Below are 20,274 nucleotides of genomic sequence, written 5' to 3' on the forward strand. Positions count from 1 at the left end.
AACATTTTTTACTTAATAAAGTCAAATATACATTATTCACTAATAAAAAAATATCCGTACACAAAACTTTCATGAATCGTTAAACATTCATGTCTGTTTTGTAGCACAGATACTTTTTACTAACACAACTATGAATTACTCCGACTTCTGTGTTTTCAAACCTTCAATAGCACACATTATATTTTTGTAGTAATCTGAACGGATAGTAAACCCGCTACATTCTTCATGTGTCGTACAGGAAAACCAAGCAAAACCATTCTTCATAAAGGTTAAATCCTCAGGTAAATGAGGAGCTACCCAGTCATACAAAGTATTGGCGTGGTGTTTTAATAACTCGCATGTTCTTTCGTTTGATTCCATCACGTAGACGGTTGCAGCCGGACCTTTTGTCACCGTATTCGCCCACTCATTCGTTTTATAAGTTTCCGTAGTGTACGGTTTGAATTGGTCCAGTATGTCTTGATTATAAGTAAGTTCTTTCCGTGTGACGAAATAAAATGTATCCGAATGATCACATAACACGTTGATCATGTTTCTATATAGCTCACCCGTAGGATTCACCGTTATATCCCAGTACTCCATCACTCCACCTCTTTTCCTGTAGAATACTCCAAACGTCTATTACCTAAATAAGATGTTAATGTTTATGAATAGGCTAAATGCAGCTGCAAAGAATAGGAATATCGCTAAGCCTATTCTATTTGCTTTTAATTGACTGAATCCCAAGAGTAATAGCATCACGCCCAAAAGAATCTGCATATAAGGCAAAGTAACATTTTCACCAGTTAGTAAACTGTAGCTAGATACAGAAGCTACTATGACTCCTAATATAGCAATTATTATATTCATTATGTAAAAACCTCCATATGAGAATCGGATTTAAATAATAGATCACTTTATCATTTCAAGTATTAATTTTCATTATTTTCATTACACTATAATTCACAATCCAAAATAATAGCGGGATACACGCTGCATAATTTTTCTTGCTATCAGGTAATGAGATGATTGCTAACGCAAATATAAAAATACTAGGAATGAGTAGCGTCCAATATAATTTTCTTTTAGTCATCTTTACATTTCACTTCTTTTCTAGAAATTTATTAGACAAGTACAATCCATCTATCTTATGTTATTTTTTAAATCAATTACTCTTGAATAGTTAAGAACTGCACGCCATTACGGAATCGTCTATGCACGCCTTTTTAAAAATACACTACGACCATTCCCTATAAGGCTTTGTATTAAAGATATCCAAACATTATGGTGAGGGTTTGGAGATTTAGATTTACCGATTCTTGCTAACTGCTGTTCATACCAACCTATTTCTAATAAGGAAGCACTCTTGTCTAGTAGTTTAATCCCCGTTCGAATCGGTTTTGTATGAACGGTTTCATAGCCACCAGTAAAAGCTTTATTTGCCAAGTCCGGCACTAAGGCAAAAGGTCTTGCAACTCCAACCATATCAATTTCTCCGTTGGTAATAGCCTCCTCCATCCCTTTTTGAGTACGAAAGCCGCCTGTAACTACTATAGGTGTAGAGATTACTTTTTGAGCCTTTTTTGCATAGTCTATAAAATATGCTTCACGTTTGATTGTGGTTTCTTTTACATCTGCCCCCATCATGATCGGATTCTCGTAATTCCCACCTGAAATTTCAATGAGATCCATCCCTGTTTCGGACATTCTTCGAAGAACTTCCATAGACTCATCTTCAGTGAATCCACCCTTTTGAAAATCTGCAGAGTTGAGTTTAATACCTATTGGAAAAGAACTTCCTACTTGTTTCCGGATTTCATTATACGTTTCTTCCAAAAACCTCATTGATTTGCTAAAGTTCCGCCCCATTCATCTGTACGTTGATTATGATAAGGGGATAAAAATTGGTTAACAAGGTATCCGTGTGCTGCATGGGTTTGTACACCTGTAAAGCCTGCTTTTTTCGCAATTCTTGCAGCTTCTCCAAATCGGTTAATTATATCTACAATCTCGGACGCCTGGAGAGCACGTGGTTCCTTGAAGAATCGTTGTAACCCACCTGTAAGAGGCACTGCACTCGGGGCTACAGGTTCTTTTGAAATCATTTTCGGTGATTGCTTTCCTGGATGATTAAGCTGCATCCACAGGTGGGTTTCATTTTCAGTTCCCGCTTTCGCCCACTTCATTAACATCTCTATATCCCGTTCATCTTCTATTGCGACGATATTTGGCTCCCCTAAAGCATTTCAATCTACCATAACATTACCTGTTACAACAAGACCAGCGCCACCGTCAGCCCAAGTTTTATATAAAGTCACCAATGCCGGAGTCGGATTTTGATGAGCCGTTCCTAAAGCTTCACTCATGGCAGACTTAAATATTCTATTCTTAATGATGGTTCCGTTTGGAAGTTGTAGAGAATTACTCAACACGGACTTAGATTGATTCATTTATCGTTTGTCTCCTTATTTTTCAAGTATTATAGAAAAGCCATTATGACATCAAGTTATTTTTGGTGAACTAGATTTTAACAGGTTTTGCATACTTCATTTAAACTAGTAGAATAAAAAATTCCTTAATTGCGCCGTTTAGTTCAATACAAAAATAAAGATGTATAGAATAAGAAGGAGCACAAAAATTATGATATTCATGTATGCTTGACCTTCATCTTCTTTTTTACGTATATCTCTTATCGATGTAAATAGAGTAAACCCACCTAGTAACAATACGTAATAAATCATATATTCAAATCTTTTCGTAACTAGCATAATAATACCTGCTAGTACGACTGTGATTGGTAATGCTATATTCAGTATTTTCAACATAGCCCTCCCCCTTTACTGATTTCCATAGCGGTACTTTCATTCTCTGGCAATAAATATGGATTGTTTTTCCGATTAATCGAATACACAGATTTCATTACTAATTGAATGTGAACACCTTTGAGCATTTTCACAATAAAATATATGCCGAAAGAATAATCAACTGTTATGGGTACGTTTTTATTTTGTCGGAATCGATATATTATTTTATAGGAAAGCGATGGAACTTTAGTTGAATTTGAACAAGATCATAAAAAACTGAATATAATTCAGTGTTTTTACTTATCTTAACAACCACGGAATATTTAATTGTATTTCAAATTGAACAGTCGGCTTAGGAAAGTCGTCTGGAACTAAATCTAAATCCTTTTCGTTAAAATCTATTTCGACCTCATCACAATTAGGTATCGAAACTCCTTTTTCACTATTAGTCAGTAGCTGTAATTGCGGTCCATCAATAATTTTACCGACAATATGATAAAATGCGCCGTATAAATGTGTGCCATCATCCATTTCCATATACTCGGAAATCTCACCTTCTTTACGCGGGTCAATACCCAGTATATTAAATAAATGTTTGACTTCTGATGAGAATGTGTCACAAGCTAAAATATAATTAGCACAATAATCGCAGTCACAATCTTCCGTGATAAAATGGTGCTTTTCATAAAATTGCCTTGTTTTGTTTTCATCTATTTCAAGTACATAACTTCCTACCTTAATTCGATCCATAACTTCACTCTAATCTATATATAATTTTATAGAAGGTTTCTTCAATGTTCATTTTAGTCAACTGAGCTCCATTTCCAATTCATGAATTGCATTCGGCAACGGAATGATCAACATGCCTATAATAAGCATTAATCGTATCCCCCAAAAAACCCACAAATCATATTTGGTTTTAACTTACTCATGCTTTTCTCCTAATAACTTACTTCTACTCTTATTCATTAAGCATACAATCTTCTATTACAATAACAAACAATACAGAATTGGTAAAATAGTATAATTATTTTATTCAATTCTAATAATGACTACTTTTGTAAATAAAAAAGCTACCTTTTAGATAGGTAGCCTAAACTTCCACAATCAAGAATTGGTTTGCTTAAAAGGAAGAATTGTCTAATTGTTGGTTGGATAATCGCACAATAGATTGGTTCAAAGATGCTTGCGTGATGTTTTTACTATTATCTCCGTATAAGACATCATCAATTAATTCACTAATTTCATACCAACGATCTTGTTCTTCATCGAGGAAATGATCTCGCGCAATTGTATACACCTTATAAGCATTTTCAATTGCTAATCGTGGATCATCCACGATTTGTCTTAACAAATATCGTACATAGTATTTGGCACTATCTTCGTAAGAGGGTTCCGTAATGTCTAGCTCATATAAAGCCCTATTAAAGTAATCTTCTACTTCAAATATATTCAAAGGTTCTGTTAGAGAAGCTAGTATATTTAGAGATGGCGTTGACATTCGATTGTGCAACATAGTAAAAGCCCACTCTATATAATCAATAGCTAGTACTGTGCCTTCAAGTTTCTTAAAATACAAAACTTCCGTTTCCATAACCATACTCCTCATGTTGTACGCATATTCTTGAAAAACACCTGATGCTAGAATGGAATCTTTAAAGATTTGTTATACCTTTGTAGAATTCACATCACCAATCACTTTATATATAACACCGCCAAAAGCTAATTGAATAGGAATCAACGAAAGTATAATAGCTATAAACTGACTAAGTGTCTTGATCCATCCTTTTAAACCTAACAAATCATTGATCAAGTAGTTTGCTAGTTGAATAAAACCAAACACAATACCAATCGAGACAATAAATGCAATCACTATTAAAACAAGTTGCGAAATTGTAATCTTTTTTATTTTTTCCAATTTACTAATACTACCATCAGAAATGGAAAATAAAATATAAGTTAATGGCACTAATAATAAAAACCATTCTGTATAACCAAATGCGATCCACGAAACACCAATTCCTAAAAGCAGAATCCATCCGATTATGTTTAACGTCTTTTTATTCATCTAAACACCTGCCTCCCAAAAGTTAGTTATTGCGTTATTTGGATCTTTTATTGAACTATAACTTTAAAAGCATGTAACTGTTTGAGTAGAAGTTATTCTATTTTTTAAATCTGTCTCCTGCATTCATATAAAAAAGCATAAATGCAACGATGGCAATAAATAAAACAAGACCAAAGTAGAACAAGGAATTGTTATTGTACACATCACTGAGTAACCAAAAAACCATACTACATGACAATGCAAACATCATCTTCCCCATGAATTTACAAAGTGCAACCACATCATATTTTTCTTTCTCTACTGGAGACATAGTGTTGTAGCCCGCAATGAACATTGAACCTTTGCCATTAATAAATACAATTCCTAAACCAATAAACACTCCGATAACTAGTAGCATTATTATCATATTGATCCCTCACTTAGATATTCTTTCTTACTTTACATACGAGTGAATACTATAAAAGTTTCATCCCATATTCAAATAGTTCGATTAGTGAACTATTTCCGCGTGTAGAACTATATATCTAGAGATTTGCTAAGCCCATACAATAGTCCGTACTACAACACCTAACACGCAGTAATTATCTTCAAATCAACATAAAAAGCACCCGTATAAGAACGTTCATGAATGTTTACACAAACATGTCCGTTTCTCGCACAAGTGCTAATTTTCATTTCATTAAAAACTTACTTCTTTCAGTGCTTCCAAATGCTCGGTATCGAAGTAATAGGTTTCATTGCAAAAATGACAATTCGCTTCGGCGTGTCCGTCCGTGTTAATTATGTCTTGAATTTCTTCACGGCCTAAACTGATAATCGCATTGGAGATCCGGTCCAGAGAGCATTGACACTGAAATTGAACGGGCATACTTTCTAACACCGTGACATTTTCCGATCCTAGTACGTGTTCAAGTATTTGTTCAGGTGTACTTCCTTCTTCGATTATGGAAGAAAGTGGCGCAATCATTTTCATTCGTTCTTCAATCCTAAACATTACTTCCTCATCTGCGCCCGGCATGAGTTGAATAATAAATCCACCTGCGGCTTTAACTGTATAATCTGGATTCACTAACACGCCTACTCCCACAGCAGAGATCGTTTGTTCAGATTTAGCAAGATACGATGTATAGTCTTCACCAATTTCCCCGGAAATGAGAGGGATTTGTCCTACGAAAGGATACATCAGCCCCACATCTTTTGAGACTGTTAGCAATCCATTCGTTCCAACTGCCTTTCCGACTTCGTTCAATTCTATGGCAATTTGGGGATTCGAGACATATCCTCGAACTTCACCTTTTGCGTTCGAATCCACAATAATTGTACCGAGTGGGCCGCCACCATTAATTTTTACCGATACTTTCTCCTTACCCTTTAACATAGAGCCAAGAATTAAACCAGCAGTCATGGAACGTCCAAGGGCATCTGCAGCTGTTGGCCAAGCCGCATGCCGTCGCTGTGCTTCTGCTACTGTTGTAGTTGAATTCACGGCGTACGCGCGCACTTGATTTTGATACGCCACCGCTTTTACTAAATAGTCATTCATTCTATACACCCTTTCTATAGCCCTACACGTTTAGTTGAGCTTTGTTTCTCGTAATTTTTCGGGTGTTACATTATTTCCAAATGGATCGAGACTTTTTATACTATCATATGATTTTCAATATGCATAATGTTCAACTTCGCTCACTAAAAAGAGTGTTTAAGTCTATACATCCATTAAAAAAGCTAGCATGCAGATGGTAGTAGATCGTCTGCATGCTAGCTTTGACTTTTAGTTCTATGAACGTACCGGTTGAACTTGCGATATCGTCAATCCATCACCAATCGGCAACAATACTGACGTCAAACGAGGATGCTGTGCTGTGTATTCATTGAACTTCCGCATGTTCTCTGTGTATTGCTTATCTAGGAAGGACGGGTTGGCTACTGAACCGCCCGCCAACACGTTATCAGCTACAATTACCGCATTCGGTTCAGCCAGCTCTAAACAGCCGTCTAAATAGTTTTGGTAATTTTCTTTATCCGCGTCAATGAAAAAGAAATCGAATGTTTTCCCTTCCGCTTTCAATGCTTTTAAGCTATCTACAGCAAGTCCTGTCTTATACGTCACTTGTTCACCAAATCCTGCCTTCGTTAAATTAGATTTCGCTAACGTCGCAAATGACTCCTCTAATTCCAGTGAAGTCAAATGTCCTTCCTCGTTAAATCCTCTCGCAAGACATATACCGCTATATCCGCCAAGTGCACCAATTTCAAGAACATTTTTGGCACCCGTCAACGAAACGAGCATCGTTAATGTTTTGCCCGACGCTGGAGAAACCGAGATCGAACGCATACCATTTTCTTGGATTGATAACAGCACATCCTCTAGAACTTGATCAGTTGAAACAAAGGTTTGGTCAATATATTGGTTAATAACTTTCATTTTATAAATTCTCCTCCACCTAGTCAATTGAATGCAGCATTATTCATTTAACACACTTTCCGCCAGCACTTTAGATTTATCCCCATACACTTTAGTAATATGTACATCTCCCCATGCACATAACGAGCTTAAAATGGCTTCTAGACTTTGGCCGTACTCACTCAATTCATACTCAACTTTAGGCGGTACTTGATTATAAACAATTCTATTGATCACTCCGTCCGCTTCTAATTCACGTAATTGTTGAGTTAACATCTTTTGTGTAATGTTTGGCATCAATCGTTTTAATTCACTTGTCCGCTTTCTACCATGTGTCAAATGACAAAGTATTACACACTTCCACTTACCACCTATTACTTCCAATGTTGCTTCCACACTAATATTATATTTTTTGCTCATTTCTATCGCCTCCTCTTTTGATAGGCACTAAAAGGTGTCTACATTACTTTAAAGTGCGTACTTCTCTTTTAGATTTCTATACTTCATACTAACATTTGCAAGTACATTTCACTACATCAACTGTATTCATGTCGTGAATGTGGCATGCAACTTATTAGTAGGAGGAACGTGAGAAAATGTCAATTGATAAAAAACGCAGTACATTTGCATTGCTTGCATTAGTTATCAGTGCATTTGCGATAGGTACTACCGAATTTGTGAGTGTCGGACTATTACCACTCATCGCTCAAGATTTAGATATTTCTGTTTCACTAGCCGGATTAACTATTACCTTATATGCTGTAGGGGTGATGATTGGGGCTCCAATCCTCACCAGTTTAACTTCTAGATTACCTAGAAAGTCCGTCTTAATCTGGATCATGGTCATATTTATCATCGGAAACAGTATAGCCGCAGCCGCAACAAGTCTAAGCGTATTACTGTTTGCGCGAATCATATCCGCATTTTCACATGGCGTGTTCATGTCTATAGGTGCTACAATCGCAGCGGATTTAGTGCCAGAAAATCGTAGAGCAAGTGCTATTTCCATCATGTTTACAGGATTAACAGTTGCTACGATTACAGGCGTTCCTTTTGGTACATTTATCGGTCAACAGTTAGGATGGCGTTCTGCTTTTATTTTAATTGTGATTATAGGTATGATTGGACTTATTTCAAACAGCCTCCTAGTTCCTTCAAACTTACGGCAGAGCGCACCAACTACATTGAAGGATCAAGCAAAACTTTTGACGAATAGTCGTTTACTAATAGTATTCGCTATTACAGCTTTAGGTTATGGCGGAACATTCGTTGTGTTCACCTACTTATCTCCATTACTGCAGGAAGTGAACGGATTTAAGCAAAGCACGATTGTACTCATCTTGCTCGTCTACGGGATCGCAATCGCGATAGGAAATATGATTGGCGGAAAACTGGCCAATAAAAACCCAATAAATTCGTTATTCTATATGTTTATCGCACAAGCCGTCATTTTATTCGTATTAACATTCACTGCACCATTTAAAGTGGCGGGCTTAATAACTATTATACTGATGGGTATATTCGCTTTTATGAATGTTCCAGGACTCCAAGTATATGTCGTCATCTTAGCGGAACGATTCATTCCAAGTGCAGTCGATGTAGCCTCCGCTATAAATATTGCTGCCTTTAATGCCGGTATCGCCATTGGTGCGTATCTCGGTGGAGTCATTACGGATTCAATCGGTATTATTCATACACCTTGGATTGGTGCAAGTATGGTGATCTTTGCAGCCATCTTAACGGGCATTAGCCGTTTGCTGGAGCGTAGAGACAATGTAACGGTACCTACACTGGAGGAGGTGATGTAATATAATCATGAAAATATATTCATCACGTCCAAGGTATGGAATAGCGAACTAGGATATGAAAAAACACTTGCAGCTTTTGACGAGAGTATAACTAAACTTGGTCTTGACTACTTGGATCTATACCTCATTCATTGGCCTGTAGAAGGTCAATTTAAAGACGCGTGGCGCGCACTGGAAACCTTGTACGAAGAAGGAAAAGCTAAAGTGATCGGCGTAAGTAATTTTCAGCTGCATCATTTAGAAGAATTAATGAAAGATGCAAAAATCAAGCCGATGGTCAATCAGGTCGAGTACCATCCTCGTTTATCCCAAAAAGAAGTACAGGCATTTTGCCAAAAGCACGACATTCAGCTTGAAGCATGGTCACCACTCATGCTAGGTGAGCTACTAGGGAATGCGGAATTACAAGAAATCGCAAATCGCTACAACAAATCGGTAGCCCAAGTAATTTTGCGTTGGGATTTACAAAATGGTGTAGTAACGATTCCCAAATCAACGAAAGCCCATCGCATTGCTGAAAATGCGGATGTGTTTAACTTCGAATTCACTTCAGAGGATATGAAACAAATCAATAAGTTAAATCAAGATCAGCGAATCGGACCAGATCCTGACAACTTCGATTTCTCTTAATCAAGAAAAAGTGAAAACTGTCCAGCCGAATTACGGCTTGGACGGTTTTTTAAAATTATACGAAAAACCCCTCACCGCAAAGGTAAGGAGGTTTTTATCTTGTGAAGTCTATGAAATAATAAACGAGAATGGTGTTTTGTATAAAATATTCTACTCCTTCATTCGATTGCCTAGTACAGAGTCAAATAGTCGCTTTGCATACGTATGTGAAAAGTGAAATACTCCATCCTTTTTCACACTCTCGTCTACCATTCGGCCATCCTTCATGACATAAATTCGATCACATGCATACATGACAGCTGGTAAGTCATGTGCAATGAATAAAATCGACATACCCATTTCCCGATTCAGTTCAAGAAGCAGATCAATGATTTCTCTTTGAATCAATCGATCCAAATTGGATACGATTTCATCACAAATGAGCAAATCGGGTTCAACTAACAGTGAGCGAAGCAAGTTGACGCGTTGCTGCTCACCGCCACTCAATTCTGAAGGATATCTATGTAAATACGTCTCTGATAATTTAACTCTTCCAAGCATTCGTCGAATATGCGCTTCACGATCTCCTTTCATCGTACGGAGAGGTTCTAGCAATATTTCGCGCACCGTCCATGAAGGATTAAGCGCTGCTGATGCGTTTTGAAAAATTAATTGGCTCGCTTGATAAAATGACTTTCGGTTTTTCCGTGTAACTAGTTGACCGTTGAATGCAATTGAACCATCGTCAGCTGATTCAAGTTGCATCACGACACGAGAGAGCGTACTCTTTCCACTACCACTCTCCCCTACTAACCCCACAACTTCCCCTTTACTTACAGTCATATCAATCCCATTCAACGCCTTTCTCGTCTGGTTTCCACTGAAATAACTTTTCGAAACATTTGATACTTCTAACATCTGCCGTCCACTCCTAAAATCTACTCTCCAATAACCGCTTCGTATAGGCATGATGAGGATTCGAGAAAACCGTTTCCACTGTCCCCGTTTCTACTATGGTTCCTTGCTGCATAACCGCCATTTCATGAGCAGCTTCAGCAACGATGTCGAGGTCATGAGTAATGAGCAGAATCGTCGTATTCCGTTCTTCATTAAGACGAATTAGCAATTGAATGAATTCCTTTTGTAGCACCATATCGAGTGCCGATGTGGGCTCGTCCGCAATGAGTAAAGCAGGTTCCACGTAAAATGCGCACGCAATCATACATCTTTGCAACATTCCGCCGGATAACTGAAAAGGATATTGCTCAACAACGTCCCAAGCAAGGCCCAACTGGTCTAAAATCAATTTCATTTTCTCGTTAAATACATCTATCGTATCACCAACGCGTTCCCCTGAAAATGCATACAGTTGACGTCCCATTTTCACAGACGGATTAAAACTGTTTGATGCGTCTTGGAATATAGTAAAAACATCTTGTTTCCTCACGCTCTCCATCTCCTGGTCAGATGCATCCAATACATTTCGACCTTCGTACATAACGTATCCGCTTACCTTCGCGTCTACTGGCAACATACCAAGCAAGGCGGATACCGTCATACTTTTTCCGCTACCACTTTCTCCAATCAAAGACGTGATCCTTCCACGAGGTATTGTAAAGTCAACGTGCTGCGTAATGTGCTTACCCTCTATATTAATAGTTAAGTCTCTAACTTCAATCATTGACACGCCTCCGCTTCGGATTTTTCCACGCCTCTCCGATAAAATTAATGGAGAGAATGGTTAAGAAAATCATAATGCCTGGAAATAATGCAATCCACCAAGCACCAATTAAAATATCATTTTGCGCGTAGTACAACATATTCCCCCAAGAAGGTATTGCTGGAGGTATTCCGATGCCGAGAAAACTAAGTGATACTTCCATAAATATCGCGCCAGCAAAATTAAATAGCGTTACGACAAAAATAGCGGGAATGCTGTTTTGCAGCAAATGACCCCAAAGTATTTTCCAAACAGGCGTACCGAACATATTAGCCATTTTAACAAACTCTTCTTCTTTGAGCCGAATGAATTCTGAACGCACAATTCTTGCGGTAACAAGCCATCCGGTCAATCCAATGAGAAGTGTCATGCCCCACATACCGCCTTGAATAATTGCTTGAAACGACAAAATAATAATTAGCGCAGGGATGGTAATCAGAGCTTCCAACAACCGCATCATGACGGTATCAGTCAAACCGCCAAAATAGCCACTAATGCCGCCATAGACAATTCCAATGATCAGCGACAAAATAACTGAACCACTTGCTACAGCTAGCGTCACTTTCCCACCTTCTAATAACCGCGATAGAACGTCTCTGCCTAAATGATCCGTTCCTAACCAATGGTCGCTACTCGGTGCACTATATACATCATCCATGTTCATCTCATTCGGACTAAACGGGGCGAGCATGTTTGAAAACACTGTCAAAAAGACAATCAATCCAAGTAGACTACACCAAAACAAAAGTGCTTTCCGTGACTTCATTTATCGGGCGCCCCCTTTGCGCATCTTCGGATCCATGGCGTACATAATGAGATCGACAATAAAAAGCGTAATGACGACTAGGATACCTGTCACCATAATGCTCCCCATTAATAAAGGGAAATCCTTTGTTGTGACTGCTTTCACCGTCAATTGCCCTATTCCAGACCAAGCAAACAAAGATTCCACAATAATAGATCCACCAAAGAATGACGGAATGGTCATAGCGATGTAATTCAAATAAGGAATGGAAGCGTTACGCACTACACCTTTTCGAATGGAGCTTTCCGTTACACCATTTGCACGTGCAACTTTCACATAGTATTGACTGTTTTCTATCTTAATACTTTCCTGTAGAAAGCGTGCATAAATCCCCACATGCGTTACAATCAACACACTGGCGGGCATAATGAGATGACTGATTTTATCTATAACACCGCCATTCCCCTCTACATCGCCCGATCCAGAAGAAGGAAGAATCCCTAGACTTACAGCAAAGAAGTAAATGAACAAAATACCAAGCCAAAAGGCAGGTATGGAAGACGTTGCGATACTAAATGTGGACAGTCCTTTATCCCAAATAGACCCCTCCCTCATGCCCGCCACTGTGCCAAGCCAAATGGAACCAATGATAATAAAAAACATCGTCACACTAAATAATAGTAACGTATTAGGTAGCCGTTCCATGATGATTTCAGAAACGGGTCTGCCTTCTTTAGAGGAAGTTCCTAAATTCCCTTTGACCGTTTCACCTAGCCACGCAATGTATTGCTGGGCAACAGGACGGTCTAATGCATACGCACGGGTGATGCGTTCTTTTTCGGCTGCAGTTAACGTCTGTGCATTACCTCCATAGAAAGCGGCAGCAGGATCTCCAGGCGCTGCTTGCATAATGAAAAAAGAGAGGAAGCTAACGATGAAGAGGACCACAATCCCCATCACCATTCGCTTCCCTACCCATTTACTGATCATTCCACTTCCACTCCTCGACATTCCAAAGGAAACCAGATCCATGATGACCTAGCGTTCGTTCTTTCACACCACTGACATTTTTGTTAATGCCGTACACTGCATTTTCATAGGCAATGAAGTCAAATGCCGGATCATTCGCAAGTTCTTCTTGGAATTGCATGTAAATCGCTTTACGTTTATCCGGATCAGTCTCTGTACGGCCTTTCGCGAGCAGTTCATCCACTTTTTTATTCGAATAACTACCATAGTTATAACCGGAGCTCTTGATGCTCGATTCATCCGTATGGAACAATATGTGCGTATGATGATCTGCATCATACGGACTGCCCCAGCCAACCATGAACGCGTCCGCGTCTTCAATTGTAATTGCGCTCCAGTCGAGTGCAGCTACTTTTACATCCGCACCAATGTCTTTGAAACCTTCAGCAACATAATTTGCCATGTTCACACGAACGGTATCACTTGCAGGGGCAGTAATCGTAAATGAAAGTTTTTCTCCATCTTTAACACGAATACCGTCCTCATTTTCTTTCCAACCCGCTTCATCCAACAACGCGTTCGCTTTCTCGAGGTCATACGTATATTTTTCTATTTTCTCATTGTGGAACTCATGGTTTTGCAATGGTGAATAGGCAACAGAACCATGTCCTTTTAAAATACCTTTTACGATTTGCTCTCGATCGGTTGCGTAACTAAATGCACGACGTACGTTGACATCTTTCCAAAGGTCCAAATTCATATTGAATAAAATGCCGCGATAGTCCGCGGATTCTATATCGTAAATAGTTAAGCTCTCTTCTCTTTCCAAGTTTTCAACTTGTACAGGATCCAACAGTGCAACATCCACCTCGCCAGACTTCAACTGAAGTGCACGAACATTACTATCTGGAATAAACTTAAATATTACTTTTTCAATCGAAGGCTTCGTTCCGAAAAACTCACTATATGCTTGTAATGTCAATGAATTTCCACGATCCCATTTATCAAACATATATGGCCCTGCACCTATCGGATGGCTGTTAAAGTCAGCTGTTCTCATATCGATTCCTTCAAAAGCATGTTTTGGAAGAATCGGTACGGTTAACTTGTCCAGTAACGGTGTAAATGGCTGTTTTAATGTAATTTCGACGGTATAGTCATCCAGCGTTTTAGTAGTTGCCACTTCTTCAAAATCAGATTTCAAAAATGAAGCATTTTGATCATCCATAATACTCTCAATCGTGAACACTACATCATCTGCTGTAAGCTCTTCTCCGTCGTGGAATGTAATACCTTCTTTTAGCTTAAACGTATACGTAAGTTTGTCCTCTGACACATCGAAAGAGTCTGCGATATCCGTAACTACTTTATTACTTTCATCAAATCGCATAACTCCACGAAACAATAGTGCATCTAGATTCGTTTCTTCGAGGATCGGGTTAAGCCCTTCGAACTCCTCTTCAGAAGCATAAATGAGGCGATTCTCTTTAGATGGAGTTGATTCTTTTGCATCCTCTTTTTTACTACAACCTGCCACAATAACTACAAGTACCATGAAAAGTACAAATATCCTCTTATTAAATGTAATCATTACTATCTCCTTTTTATGGAACATATTTTTCCGCATTCTACAATTATTTCATGTTCGTCTACATTTGTCCTGCATAACGATTTACTTTTTCACTATAGATGAATTACAAATTCGGTAGAACTTTTCTAGCGCCTAAAATCAACCACGTGCTCAGTACAAATGGCATCGTCAATGCGGGAAGTCCTAACGGTAATAACCAAATACTAACACTCGCCATGAGAGGAACTGTAATACATGCCGCCACCACACCTGTAATGGGTGCATAGCGATTTTCCTTCGTGTTGTACACAACCGATACGGCTAGAATGGTTAAAATAGCATTGTAACCATATAACCCTAGCATGACCAGCCTATGTTCTCCAGCTAAAGCAAGGGCTGTAACACATGCAGCCACGTTACCAATCACCGCATATATGCCCATTTTCCTGCTAGCCCAAAATACTGCAATAAATAATAAAAGACCAGGTAAAGCTTCTGTGAGGAAAAAGATTTGACCGATACCATTGAAAGTTGCTTGGAGTAGATTGATTTTGCCTTCTATATGCAATTCCCAATTAGCTAAACTTTGAGGAGACAGGGAGTCACTTAACTTGATACTCTCGAGTTTATAGGATGCAAGCAATGTAAACCAAGTTAATAGAATGAATGGTAATGTCAAGATTGGGATGTCAAAGTTGCCTAAGAAATACATGAGCGTAGCTGTGAGTATCGCAGTGACCGCCGCTCCTACCAATGCCACAATCCAGGCAGTAGGTCCGGTCAAAAATGTTTGCAGCACCAATCCCGAAAGCACAGAGTTATAGCTCATTAAACCTTTACTGACCAATTTTTGATCTGCTCCGCCTACTTTTGCAACGAGTGTACCAATCATGGCGGATAAAAGTGCAATGATGCCTAATGAAAATGACGATACCGAAATAGCTAATAAAATTAGAAGGCCTGTTATCGTGTTTTCAATATAAATGATTTGGGATATTCCTTTAAGAGACTCTTTGAGAAAAGTAGTGAAACTTCCTTCTTTTATCATGTGCTTCGTTTGATTTGCTCTTGTTTTTCGCCGCAAATTGTCTCACCTATTTCATTTACTTTAGTGTCATGCTAATTCAGATGATATTACATTGTTCTGAAGTGTGTTGGTTCCCCTATCATCTAATTTTTTGCTAATGAGCGCGCTCTTATACATTAAACGAACATGAATTTGGAGTAGTGTTATACACGTTAGTTTGTGTTCTGGATGGCGGACGATGAACCATACCCTACTACAAGAGCCGTTCTTCGTTACGGCTTTCGCTGACCCTCCCAGTGTCGCCTTCTTCGACTCCGATCAACTAAGTGTCTACTCTAAGCTTATTCCTTAAATACAAGGGTAACTGCTAAACATTCGTACTCATTCATTTACTGTGTAATGTAATTCAACAAATTGATTGAAAGTTCTAGTACTTCTAAGAGAAAGATCGAGTTTATAATCGTCTGGTTTAAATAAAGGAATTCCCTCTCCGATGATTGTTGGTGCAACTGTTACAATCAGTTCATCGACTAACTTTTCCTTTAAAAATGTATGTAGTATATCTCCACCACCAACTATCCAGATATCTTTACCTTCTTCTTTTTTCAAATTACTAATAAAGTCAACAATATCTTCATTTATAAATGTAACGTCTTTTGTATCCGTTACCGAAGACCGGGTAAAAACGTAGCTATTTTTATTTGTATAAGGGAATTGACCTTTTTCTTGTTCCATAATCCAATCATATGTCCTCTTACCCATTAAGACTGTATCGATGGTTTCCGAAAACTCCGAATAGCCATTATCTCCTTCCCCCTCAACCTCAAATAACCAATCAAGTGAGTCATCTTTTGTGGCGATATAACCATCTAAACTTTGAGCAATAAATAATACTAACTTCCTTTGTTTTTTCATACTAATCCTCCTACTTACTCTCAAAAACAAGAATGTATGTTCCTGCAAATATTAGCAGAGTTACGCCACTAATTCAATTCATCAATAGAGATAGCAAAACAGTCTTAAGAAACAGTTGATTTCCGTTCCAAACGGACGGTGAACCTGCAGGAGTCGCTGTCTTCCACTCTAAACTTATTCATTAAAACACATGATAGTTTAAGGAGAGACCTTTAAAGTTAGATATCGAAATCATTTAATTTCCATAATCCTAGCCCGTTTCAGTAACAGGTCAACTTCCACAATCGCACTCGTTGGAATAGTATTTAATGATCTATTTACTTAAGCGAACAGCCAATTACTTCATTCATGTTTCATTTAATAGTTTTTTTAAACACACTACACTTTTTTAAAAACCGTCACTTCACTGGGGGAACGAGAACAAGGACAAACACACGTACGCCTCCTATTACGGAACATTTCAGATGGCAGTAAGCCTTACTACGTGTGAAGTTCCTTCTATTATATACTTGGCCTCTATTTTCACACGTCTAAGATGACTTTTTCTCAGTCTTCTCTTATACTACTAGTACATCAACGGAAAGGAATTACTACATGATTACACAATTTTTCTCCTACTACAAGCCACATCGGCGCTTGTTCTTGATCGATTTTTTCAGTGCTATTTTCGTAGCGCTTCTTGAACTAGCTTTCCCTCTCGCTGTTCAGTGGTTTATTGACGGACTCCTGCCGTCAGGAGATTGGAACCGAATTATCACCGTGAGCTTTTTACTATTGCTCGTCTATTTAGTAAGTACGTTTCTTCATTATATTGTTAGCTATTTAGGGCATAAGCTCGGGATTAACATCGAAACCGATATGCGCCGTGAATTGTTCGAACATGTGCAGAAGCAATCTTTCCGATTTTTTGACAATACAAAAACGGGCCATATTATGACGCGCATCACAACCGATTTATTTGATATCGGTGAACTGGCTCACCATGGACCAGAAGATGCTTTCATTGCGATCATGACCATTCTAGGTGCGTTCGGCATCATGTATACGATCAATCCTGAACTCGCTTTAATCGCCATCGTGATGGTTCCGTTGCTCGCAGTAGTAGTCTCATACTCTAATAAGAAGATGAATGCAGCGTGGCATAAAATGTATCAAAATATCGCGGATGTCAACGGGCGGGTGGAGGATTCTGTATCCGGCTCACGCGTTGTGAAATCATTTACAAATGAAGACTTTGAAATACGTCGTTTCCAGGAAGACAATGGTCAGTTCCGCTTAGCTAAACTAAAAGCGTATAAAGTCATGGCTTGGGCTACATCTTCAATGTATATGCTCACTCGCCTCGTCACACTCGTCATTTTGATTGTAGGGGCTTGGTTCACAGTGAATAATAAATTAACGTACGGTGAACTAGTCAGCTTTATTTTATTCAGCAATATTTTAATTAAACCTATTGATAAAATTAGTGCTTTGCTAGAATTATATCCAAAAGGTATGGCGGGCTTTAGTCGTTTCCGTGCATTAATTGATCAAGAGCCAGAGATAAAAGATAAAAAGAATGCAAAAGTCGTCGATCAGTTACACGGAGATATTACACTTAACGACGTAACATTTGGTTACGACCCAGAGCGACCGGTCTTACGCAATATCGACTTAACAATTCATGCTGGACAAACCGTTGCGTTCGTCGGTCCCTCAGGTGCTGGAAAGACGACTATTTGTTCACTTATCCCTCGTTTCTATGAAGTCAATGAAGGTTCTATTTCAATTGATGGATTAGACATTCGGGAAATGACACAGAAATCATTACGTAGTCAAATCGGGATCGTGCAGCAAGACGTCTTCTTATTTACAGGAACGATTCGTGATAATATCGCGTACGGTAAATTACATGCGACAGACGAGGAAGTATTTGAAGCTGCAGAAAAAGCACATCTTACCGACTTAATTAACAGTATGCCGAATGGCTATGACACGCAAATTGGTGAACGTGGATTAAAACTATCAGGTGGTCAAAAGCAACGCCTGGCCATTGCTCGGATGTTCTTGAAAAATCCACCGATTCTCATTCTAGATGAGGCGACTTCCGCGCTCGATACAGAAACAGAGCGCATCATCCAACAATCACTAGAAGAATTATCCGTTAATCGCACCACACTCATCATCGCGCATCGCCTCACTACGATTCGCAATGCCGACCAAGTCATCGTGATGACAGAAGACGGTATCGAAGAGCAAGGAACGTATGAAAATTTAGTACGACAAAACGGTACATTCGCTCAATTGCACCAAGCTAACCAAGTATAAATAAACAGTAAAATACCTGTGCCGCAAACTTATATGTTTGTGACACAGGTATTTTTTAATATAGAGTTCAAGATAGAACGCTTTTGAAATTACTCCAAGCGCATAGTCGTGATGCATGTGTTATCCCCATCGAACGTAGTAATTTCAGATACTGTCTCTTTCGCATCTTGTTTAATCGTTACGGTAAATGTGTTATTACGTGGTAGCCACAAGTCGATAAATCCATTGGCTTCAGTTGTTTTGACTTCATTGAGAATTACATTACCTTCAGAATCTTCTATGTGCACATCGAAATCTTCCTCAACGAGTTCACCTTGACAGCCTGTCAGACTATGGACGTCACACGGGTGTGTAGTGTTCACGAATGGAGCAATCGATACAAAAAACTCATCCTCTGGAAGATCGTACTTCGTCACGTTTTTATCATCATCTGTGACAATTAGTTCAGACGATGTGATAGAAGCGGAAGCAGCTACAGCATTTCTCACTGTATAGTCGTTTACTAATTCTTTAATATCCACTGTCTCTTGTGGTGTTGGTGATGGTTGTACTTCATTATTCGCATTTTCATTGCTGCAACCGACTGATAAAGCGGTGACCAGTAATAACATGACCATCAATTTCCCTTTCATCTTCTCACAACCTATTCCATGTATTTTTGTGTCTGTTTAGAAGAGCACATGTAACGAATGTTTGACCTTTTATATAACGTGTACTTGATCTTTACCTACATACAATGAAAAGAGCTGCGCGAGGCAACTCCATCATTGGATCATCACTTTTCTGATAGCTCGTCTTCAACAACCCACTTGTGATTCTGTACTTCTTCTCCATCAGTTGTTGACTCATAATCGATCATATAGACAGTAGTCTGTTCTACAGATTCAATTTCTGCTTTTGCGCCTTCCATCCCTTCCATATGATCCGCGAGTACAGTCACTTCAGCTCCCTTGTCTAGAGGAGCGGGTGCTGGATCTTCTATTTCTTCATGAACGACCCATTTATGATCCAATACTTTCTCACCGCCATCTGTCGGTGTATAGTTAATGGAATAGGCAGCCGTTTCAAATGCGCCAACGATAGTTGCAGTAGCCCCCTTCATGCCTTCCATATGATCCGTTTCAATAATAGCCTCAGATCCAACCGGGTATGTCGGTTTTACGGCTTCCGTTAAACCTTCAGGAATACTTCCGTCACTCGAATGGTCCATCCCTTGCATATCATTGTGTGAAGTTTCTTCACTCTTAACGGGTTCTTCTTTTGGCGTCGCCGCTCCACATCCTGCAAGCACTAGAGCAAACGCCGCACTTATTGAAAGTACTTGTTTTTTCATATGACTTCACTCCTTT

22 protein-coding genes and 2 pseudogenes are annotated in these 20,274 nt (G+C 38.9%); 3 read left to right on the forward strand and 21 right to left on the reverse strand.

Annotation, left to right across the window (positions count from 1 at the left end; translation table 11 throughout):
* Window positions 1–135: 135 nt before the first annotated feature.
* From H605_RS0108710 to H605_RS0108760, 12 genes and pseudogenes are all read right to left on the reverse strand, one after another.
* Complete coding sequence (locus H605_RS0108710) at window positions 136–582, reverse strand: hypothetical protein (protein WP_029053865.1); 447 nt, start codon at window positions 580–582, stop codon at window positions 136–138.
* 39 nt (window positions 583–621) lie between these two features.
* Window positions 622–849, reverse strand: coding sequence for a DUF3953 domain-containing protein (locus tag H605_RS19720; protein WP_037561783.1), 228 nt, complete (start codon window positions 847–849; stop codon window positions 622–624).
* A gap of 342 nt (window positions 850–1,191) precedes the next feature.
* A pseudogene (locus H605_RS19725) lies at window positions 1,192–2,171 on the reverse strand (oxidoreductase).
* Between the two features lie 54 nt (window positions 2,172–2,225).
* The gene (locus tag H605_RS19665) at window positions 2,226–2,429 is read right to left on the reverse strand and encodes a hypothetical protein (RefSeq protein ID WP_335695472.1); all 204 of its coding nucleotides are present in this window, start codon (window positions 2,427–2,429) and stop codon (window positions 2,226–2,228) included.
* Window positions 2,430–2,567: 138 nt separating this feature from the next.
* Window positions 2,568–2,804, reverse strand: a complete 237-nt coding sequence (locus H605_RS0108725) for a hypothetical protein (RefSeq protein WP_029053866.1) — start codon at window positions 2,802–2,804, stop codon at window positions 2,568–2,570.
* A gap of 279 nt (window positions 2,805–3,083) precedes the next feature.
* Window positions 3,084–3,533 carry a hypothetical protein gene (locus tag H605_RS0108730; RefSeq protein ID WP_029053867.1) on the reverse strand — a complete coding sequence of 150 codons (450 nt, stop codon included), beginning with the start codon at window positions 3,531–3,533 and terminating at the stop codon, window positions 3,084–3,086.
* Between the two features lie 373 nt (window positions 3,534–3,906).
* Window positions 3,907–4,377: a hypothetical protein gene (locus tag H605_RS0108735; protein WP_029053868.1), complete on the reverse strand. Its 471-nt coding sequence runs from the start codon at window positions 4,375–4,377 to the stop codon at window positions 3,907–3,909.
* A 72-nt stretch (window positions 4,378–4,449) separates the two neighbouring features.
* Complete coding sequence (locus H605_RS0108740; protein WP_029053869.1) at window positions 4,450–4,851, reverse strand: hypothetical protein; 402 nt, start codon at window positions 4,849–4,851, stop codon at window positions 4,450–4,452.
* A gap of 97 nt (window positions 4,852–4,948) precedes the next feature.
* Window positions 4,949–5,257, reverse strand: coding sequence for a DUF3784 domain-containing protein (locus H605_RS0108745; protein ID WP_029053870.1), 309 nt, complete (start codon window positions 5,255–5,257; stop codon window positions 4,949–4,951).
* A 273-nt stretch (window positions 5,258–5,530) separates the two neighbouring features.
* A complete protein-coding gene (gene hslO, locus H605_RS0108750; protein WP_029053871.1) occupies window positions 5,531–6,394 on the reverse strand; it encodes an Hsp33 family molecular chaperone HslO in 864 nt (287 codons plus the stop codon).
* A gap of 234 nt (window positions 6,395–6,628) precedes the next feature.
* Window positions 6,629–7,276 (reverse strand): O-methyltransferase, encoded by a 648-nt coding sequence (locus H605_RS0108755; protein ID WP_029053872.1) that lies wholly within the window; start codon window positions 7,274–7,276, stop codon window positions 6,629–6,631.
* A 39-nt stretch (window positions 7,277–7,315) separates the two neighbouring features.
* Window positions 7,316–7,675: a winged helix-turn-helix transcriptional regulator gene (locus tag H605_RS0108760; protein WP_037561785.1), complete on the reverse strand. Its 360-nt coding sequence runs from the start codon at window positions 7,673–7,675 to the stop codon at window positions 7,316–7,318.
* Between the two features lie 176 nt (window positions 7,676–7,851).
* On the opposite strand from H605_RS0108760, the gene H605_RS0108765 reads away from it, so the two are divergent.
* Window positions 7,852–9,063 carry an MFS transporter gene (locus H605_RS0108765; protein WP_029053874.1) on the forward strand — a complete coding sequence of 404 codons (1,212 nt, stop codon included), beginning with the start codon at window positions 7,852–7,854 and terminating at the stop codon, window positions 9,061–9,063.
* 9 nt (window positions 9,064–9,072) lie between these two features.
* Window positions 9,073–9,693 (forward strand): annotated as a pseudogene (locus H605_RS17655) (aldo/keto reductase); the annotation flags it as partial.
* Between the two features lie 150 nt (window positions 9,694–9,843).
* Here the strand turns inward: H605_RS17655 and H605_RS0108775 are convergent.
* The 7 genes from H605_RS0108775 to H605_RS0108805 form a co-directional block, all read right to left on the reverse strand.
* On the reverse strand, window positions 9,844–10,590 hold the full coding sequence (locus H605_RS0108775; RefSeq protein ID WP_029053875.1) for an ABC transporter ATP-binding protein: 747 nt from the start codon (window positions 10,588–10,590) through the stop codon (window positions 9,844–9,846).
* A 13-nt stretch (window positions 10,591–10,603) separates the two neighbouring features.
* A complete protein-coding gene (locus H605_RS0108780) occupies window positions 10,604–11,353 on the reverse strand; it encodes an ATP-binding cassette domain-containing protein (protein ID WP_037561787.1) in 750 nt (249 codons plus the stop codon).
* A complete protein-coding gene (locus H605_RS0108785) occupies window positions 11,346–12,158 on the reverse strand; it encodes an ABC transporter permease (protein ID WP_029053877.1) in 813 nt (270 codons plus the stop codon). The genes H605_RS0108780 and H605_RS0108785 overlap by 8 nt, the downstream gene beginning before the upstream one ends.
* Window positions 12,159–13,127 (reverse strand): ABC transporter permease, encoded by a 969-nt coding sequence (locus H605_RS0108790; protein ID WP_029053878.1) that lies wholly within the window; start codon window positions 13,125–13,127, stop codon window positions 12,159–12,161.
* Window positions 13,117–14,697 (reverse strand): ABC transporter substrate-binding protein, encoded by a 1,581-nt coding sequence (locus H605_RS0108795; protein ID WP_051210524.1) that lies wholly within the window; start codon window positions 14,695–14,697, stop codon window positions 13,117–13,119. The genes H605_RS0108790 and H605_RS0108795 overlap by 11 nt, the downstream gene beginning before the upstream one ends.
* A 103-nt stretch (window positions 14,698–14,800) precedes the next feature.
* Window positions 14,801–15,760 (reverse strand): urea transporter, encoded by a 960-nt coding sequence (locus tag H605_RS0108800; RefSeq protein ID WP_051210525.1) that lies wholly within the window; start codon window positions 15,758–15,760, stop codon window positions 14,801–14,803.
* A gap of 324 nt (window positions 15,761–16,084) precedes the next feature.
* Entirely contained in the window at window positions 16,085–16,618 is a 534-nt protein-coding gene (locus H605_RS0108805) for a dihydrofolate reductase family protein (RefSeq protein WP_029053881.1), read from the reverse strand.
* A 594-nt stretch (window positions 16,619–17,212) separates the two neighbouring features.
* Here H605_RS0108805 and H605_RS0108810 point away from each other — a divergent pair.
* A complete protein-coding gene (locus tag H605_RS0108810) occupies window positions 17,213–18,925 on the forward strand; it encodes an ABC transporter ATP-binding protein (RefSeq protein ID WP_029053882.1) in 1,713 nt (570 codons plus the stop codon).
* 89 nt (window positions 18,926–19,014) lie between these two features.
* On the opposite strand, the gene H605_RS0108815 is transcribed toward H605_RS0108810, so the two are convergent.
* Window positions 19,015–19,557 (reverse strand): CueP family metal-binding protein, encoded by a 543-nt coding sequence (locus H605_RS0108815; protein ID WP_029053883.1) that lies wholly within the window; start codon window positions 19,555–19,557, stop codon window positions 19,015–19,017.
* 143 nt (window positions 19,558–19,700) lie between these two features.
* Entirely contained in the window at window positions 19,701–20,258 is a 558-nt protein-coding gene (locus H605_RS0108820; RefSeq protein WP_029053884.1) for a YdhK family protein, read from the reverse strand.
* Between the last annotated feature and the right edge of the window lie 16 nt (window positions 20,259–20,274).

The organism is Sporosarcina ureae DSM 2281, from assembly GCF_000425545.1.
Taxonomy (GTDB): domain Bacteria; phylum Bacillota; class Bacilli; order Bacillales_A; family Planococcaceae; genus Sporosarcina; species Sporosarcina ureae.

What these genes read in the sequence shown, in the direction of transcription:
- H605_RS0108820 (WP_029053884.1), bottom strand. Translation starts at nt 20,258, where the DNA reads ATGAAAAAACAAGTACTTTCAATAAGTGCGGCGTTTGCTCTAGTGCTT.
- H605_RS0108795 (WP_051210524.1), bottom strand. Translation starts at nt 14,697, where the DNA reads ATGATTACATTTAATAAGAGGATATTTGTACTTTTCATGGTACTTGTA.
- H605_RS0108785 (WP_029053877.1), bottom strand. Translation starts at nt 12,158, where the DNA reads ATGAAGTCACGGAAAGCACTTTTGTTTTGGTGTAGTCTACTTGGATTG.
- H605_RS0108815 (WP_029053883.1), bottom strand. Translation starts at nt 19,557, where the DNA reads ATGAAAGGGAAATTGATGGTCATGTTATTACTGGTCACCGCTTTATCA.
- H605_RS0108760 (WP_037561785.1), bottom strand. Translation starts at nt 7,675, where the DNA reads ATGAGCAAAAAATATAATATTAGTGTGGAAGCAACATTGGAAGTAATA.
- H605_RS0108740 (WP_029053869.1), bottom strand. Translation starts at nt 4,851, where the DNA reads ATGAATAAAAAGACGTTAAACATAATCGGATGGATTCTGCTTTTAGGA.
- H605_RS0108775 (WP_029053875.1), bottom strand. Translation starts at nt 10,590, where the DNA reads ATGTTAGAAGTATCAAATGTTTCGAAAAGTTATTTCAGTGGAAACCAG.
- H605_RS0108725 (WP_029053866.1), bottom strand. Translation starts at nt 2,804, where the DNA reads ATGTTGAAAATACTGAATATAGCATTACCAATCACAGTCGTACTAGCA.
- H605_RS0108735 (WP_029053868.1), bottom strand. Translation starts at nt 4,377, where the DNA reads ATGGAAACGGAAGTTTTGTATTTTAAGAAACTTGAAGGCACAGTACTA.
- H605_RS0108765 (WP_029053874.1), top strand. Translation starts at nt 7,852, where the DNA reads ATGTCAATTGATAAAAAACGCAGTACATTTGCATTGCTTGCATTAGTT.
- H605_RS0108755 (WP_029053872.1), bottom strand. Translation starts at nt 7,276, where the DNA reads ATGAAAGTTATTAACCAATATATTGACCAAACCTTTGTTTCAACTGAT.
- H605_RS0108780 (WP_037561787.1), bottom strand. Translation starts at nt 11,353, where the DNA reads ATGATTGAAGTTAGAGACTTAACTATTAATATAGAGGGTAAGCACATT.
- H605_RS19665 (WP_335695472.1), bottom strand. Translation starts at nt 2,429, where the DNA reads ATGAATCAATCTAAGTCCGTGTTGAGTAATTCTCTACAACTTCCAAAC.
- H605_RS0108810 (WP_029053882.1), top strand. Translation starts at nt 17,213, where the DNA reads ATGATTACACAATTTTTCTCCTACTACAAGCCACATCGGCGCTTGTTC.
- H605_RS0108790 (WP_029053878.1), bottom strand. Translation starts at nt 13,127, where the DNA reads ATGATCAGTAAATGGGTAGGGAAGCGAATGGTGATGGGGATTGTGGTC.
- H605_RS0108730 (WP_029053867.1), bottom strand. Translation starts at nt 3,533, where the DNA reads ATGGATCGAATTAAGGTAGGAAGTTATGTACTTGAAATAGATGAAAAC.
- H605_RS0108805 (WP_029053881.1), bottom strand. Translation starts at nt 16,618, where the DNA reads ATGAAAAAACAAAGGAAGTTAGTATTATTTATTGCTCAAAGTTTAGAT.
- H605_RS19720 (WP_037561783.1), bottom strand. Translation starts at nt 849, where the DNA reads ATGAATATAATAATTGCTATATTAGGAGTCATAGTAGCTTCTGTATCT.
- hslO (WP_029053871.1), bottom strand. Translation starts at nt 6,394, where the DNA reads ATGAATGACTATTTAGTAAAAGCGGTGGCGTATCAAAATCAAGTGCGC.
- H605_RS0108710 (WP_029053865.1), bottom strand. Translation starts at nt 582, where the DNA reads ATGGAGTACTGGGATATAACGGTGAATCCTACGGGTGAGCTATATAGA.
- H605_RS0108745 (WP_029053870.1), bottom strand. Translation starts at nt 5,257, where the DNA reads ATGATAATAATGCTACTAGTTATCGGAGTGTTTATTGGTTTAGGAATT.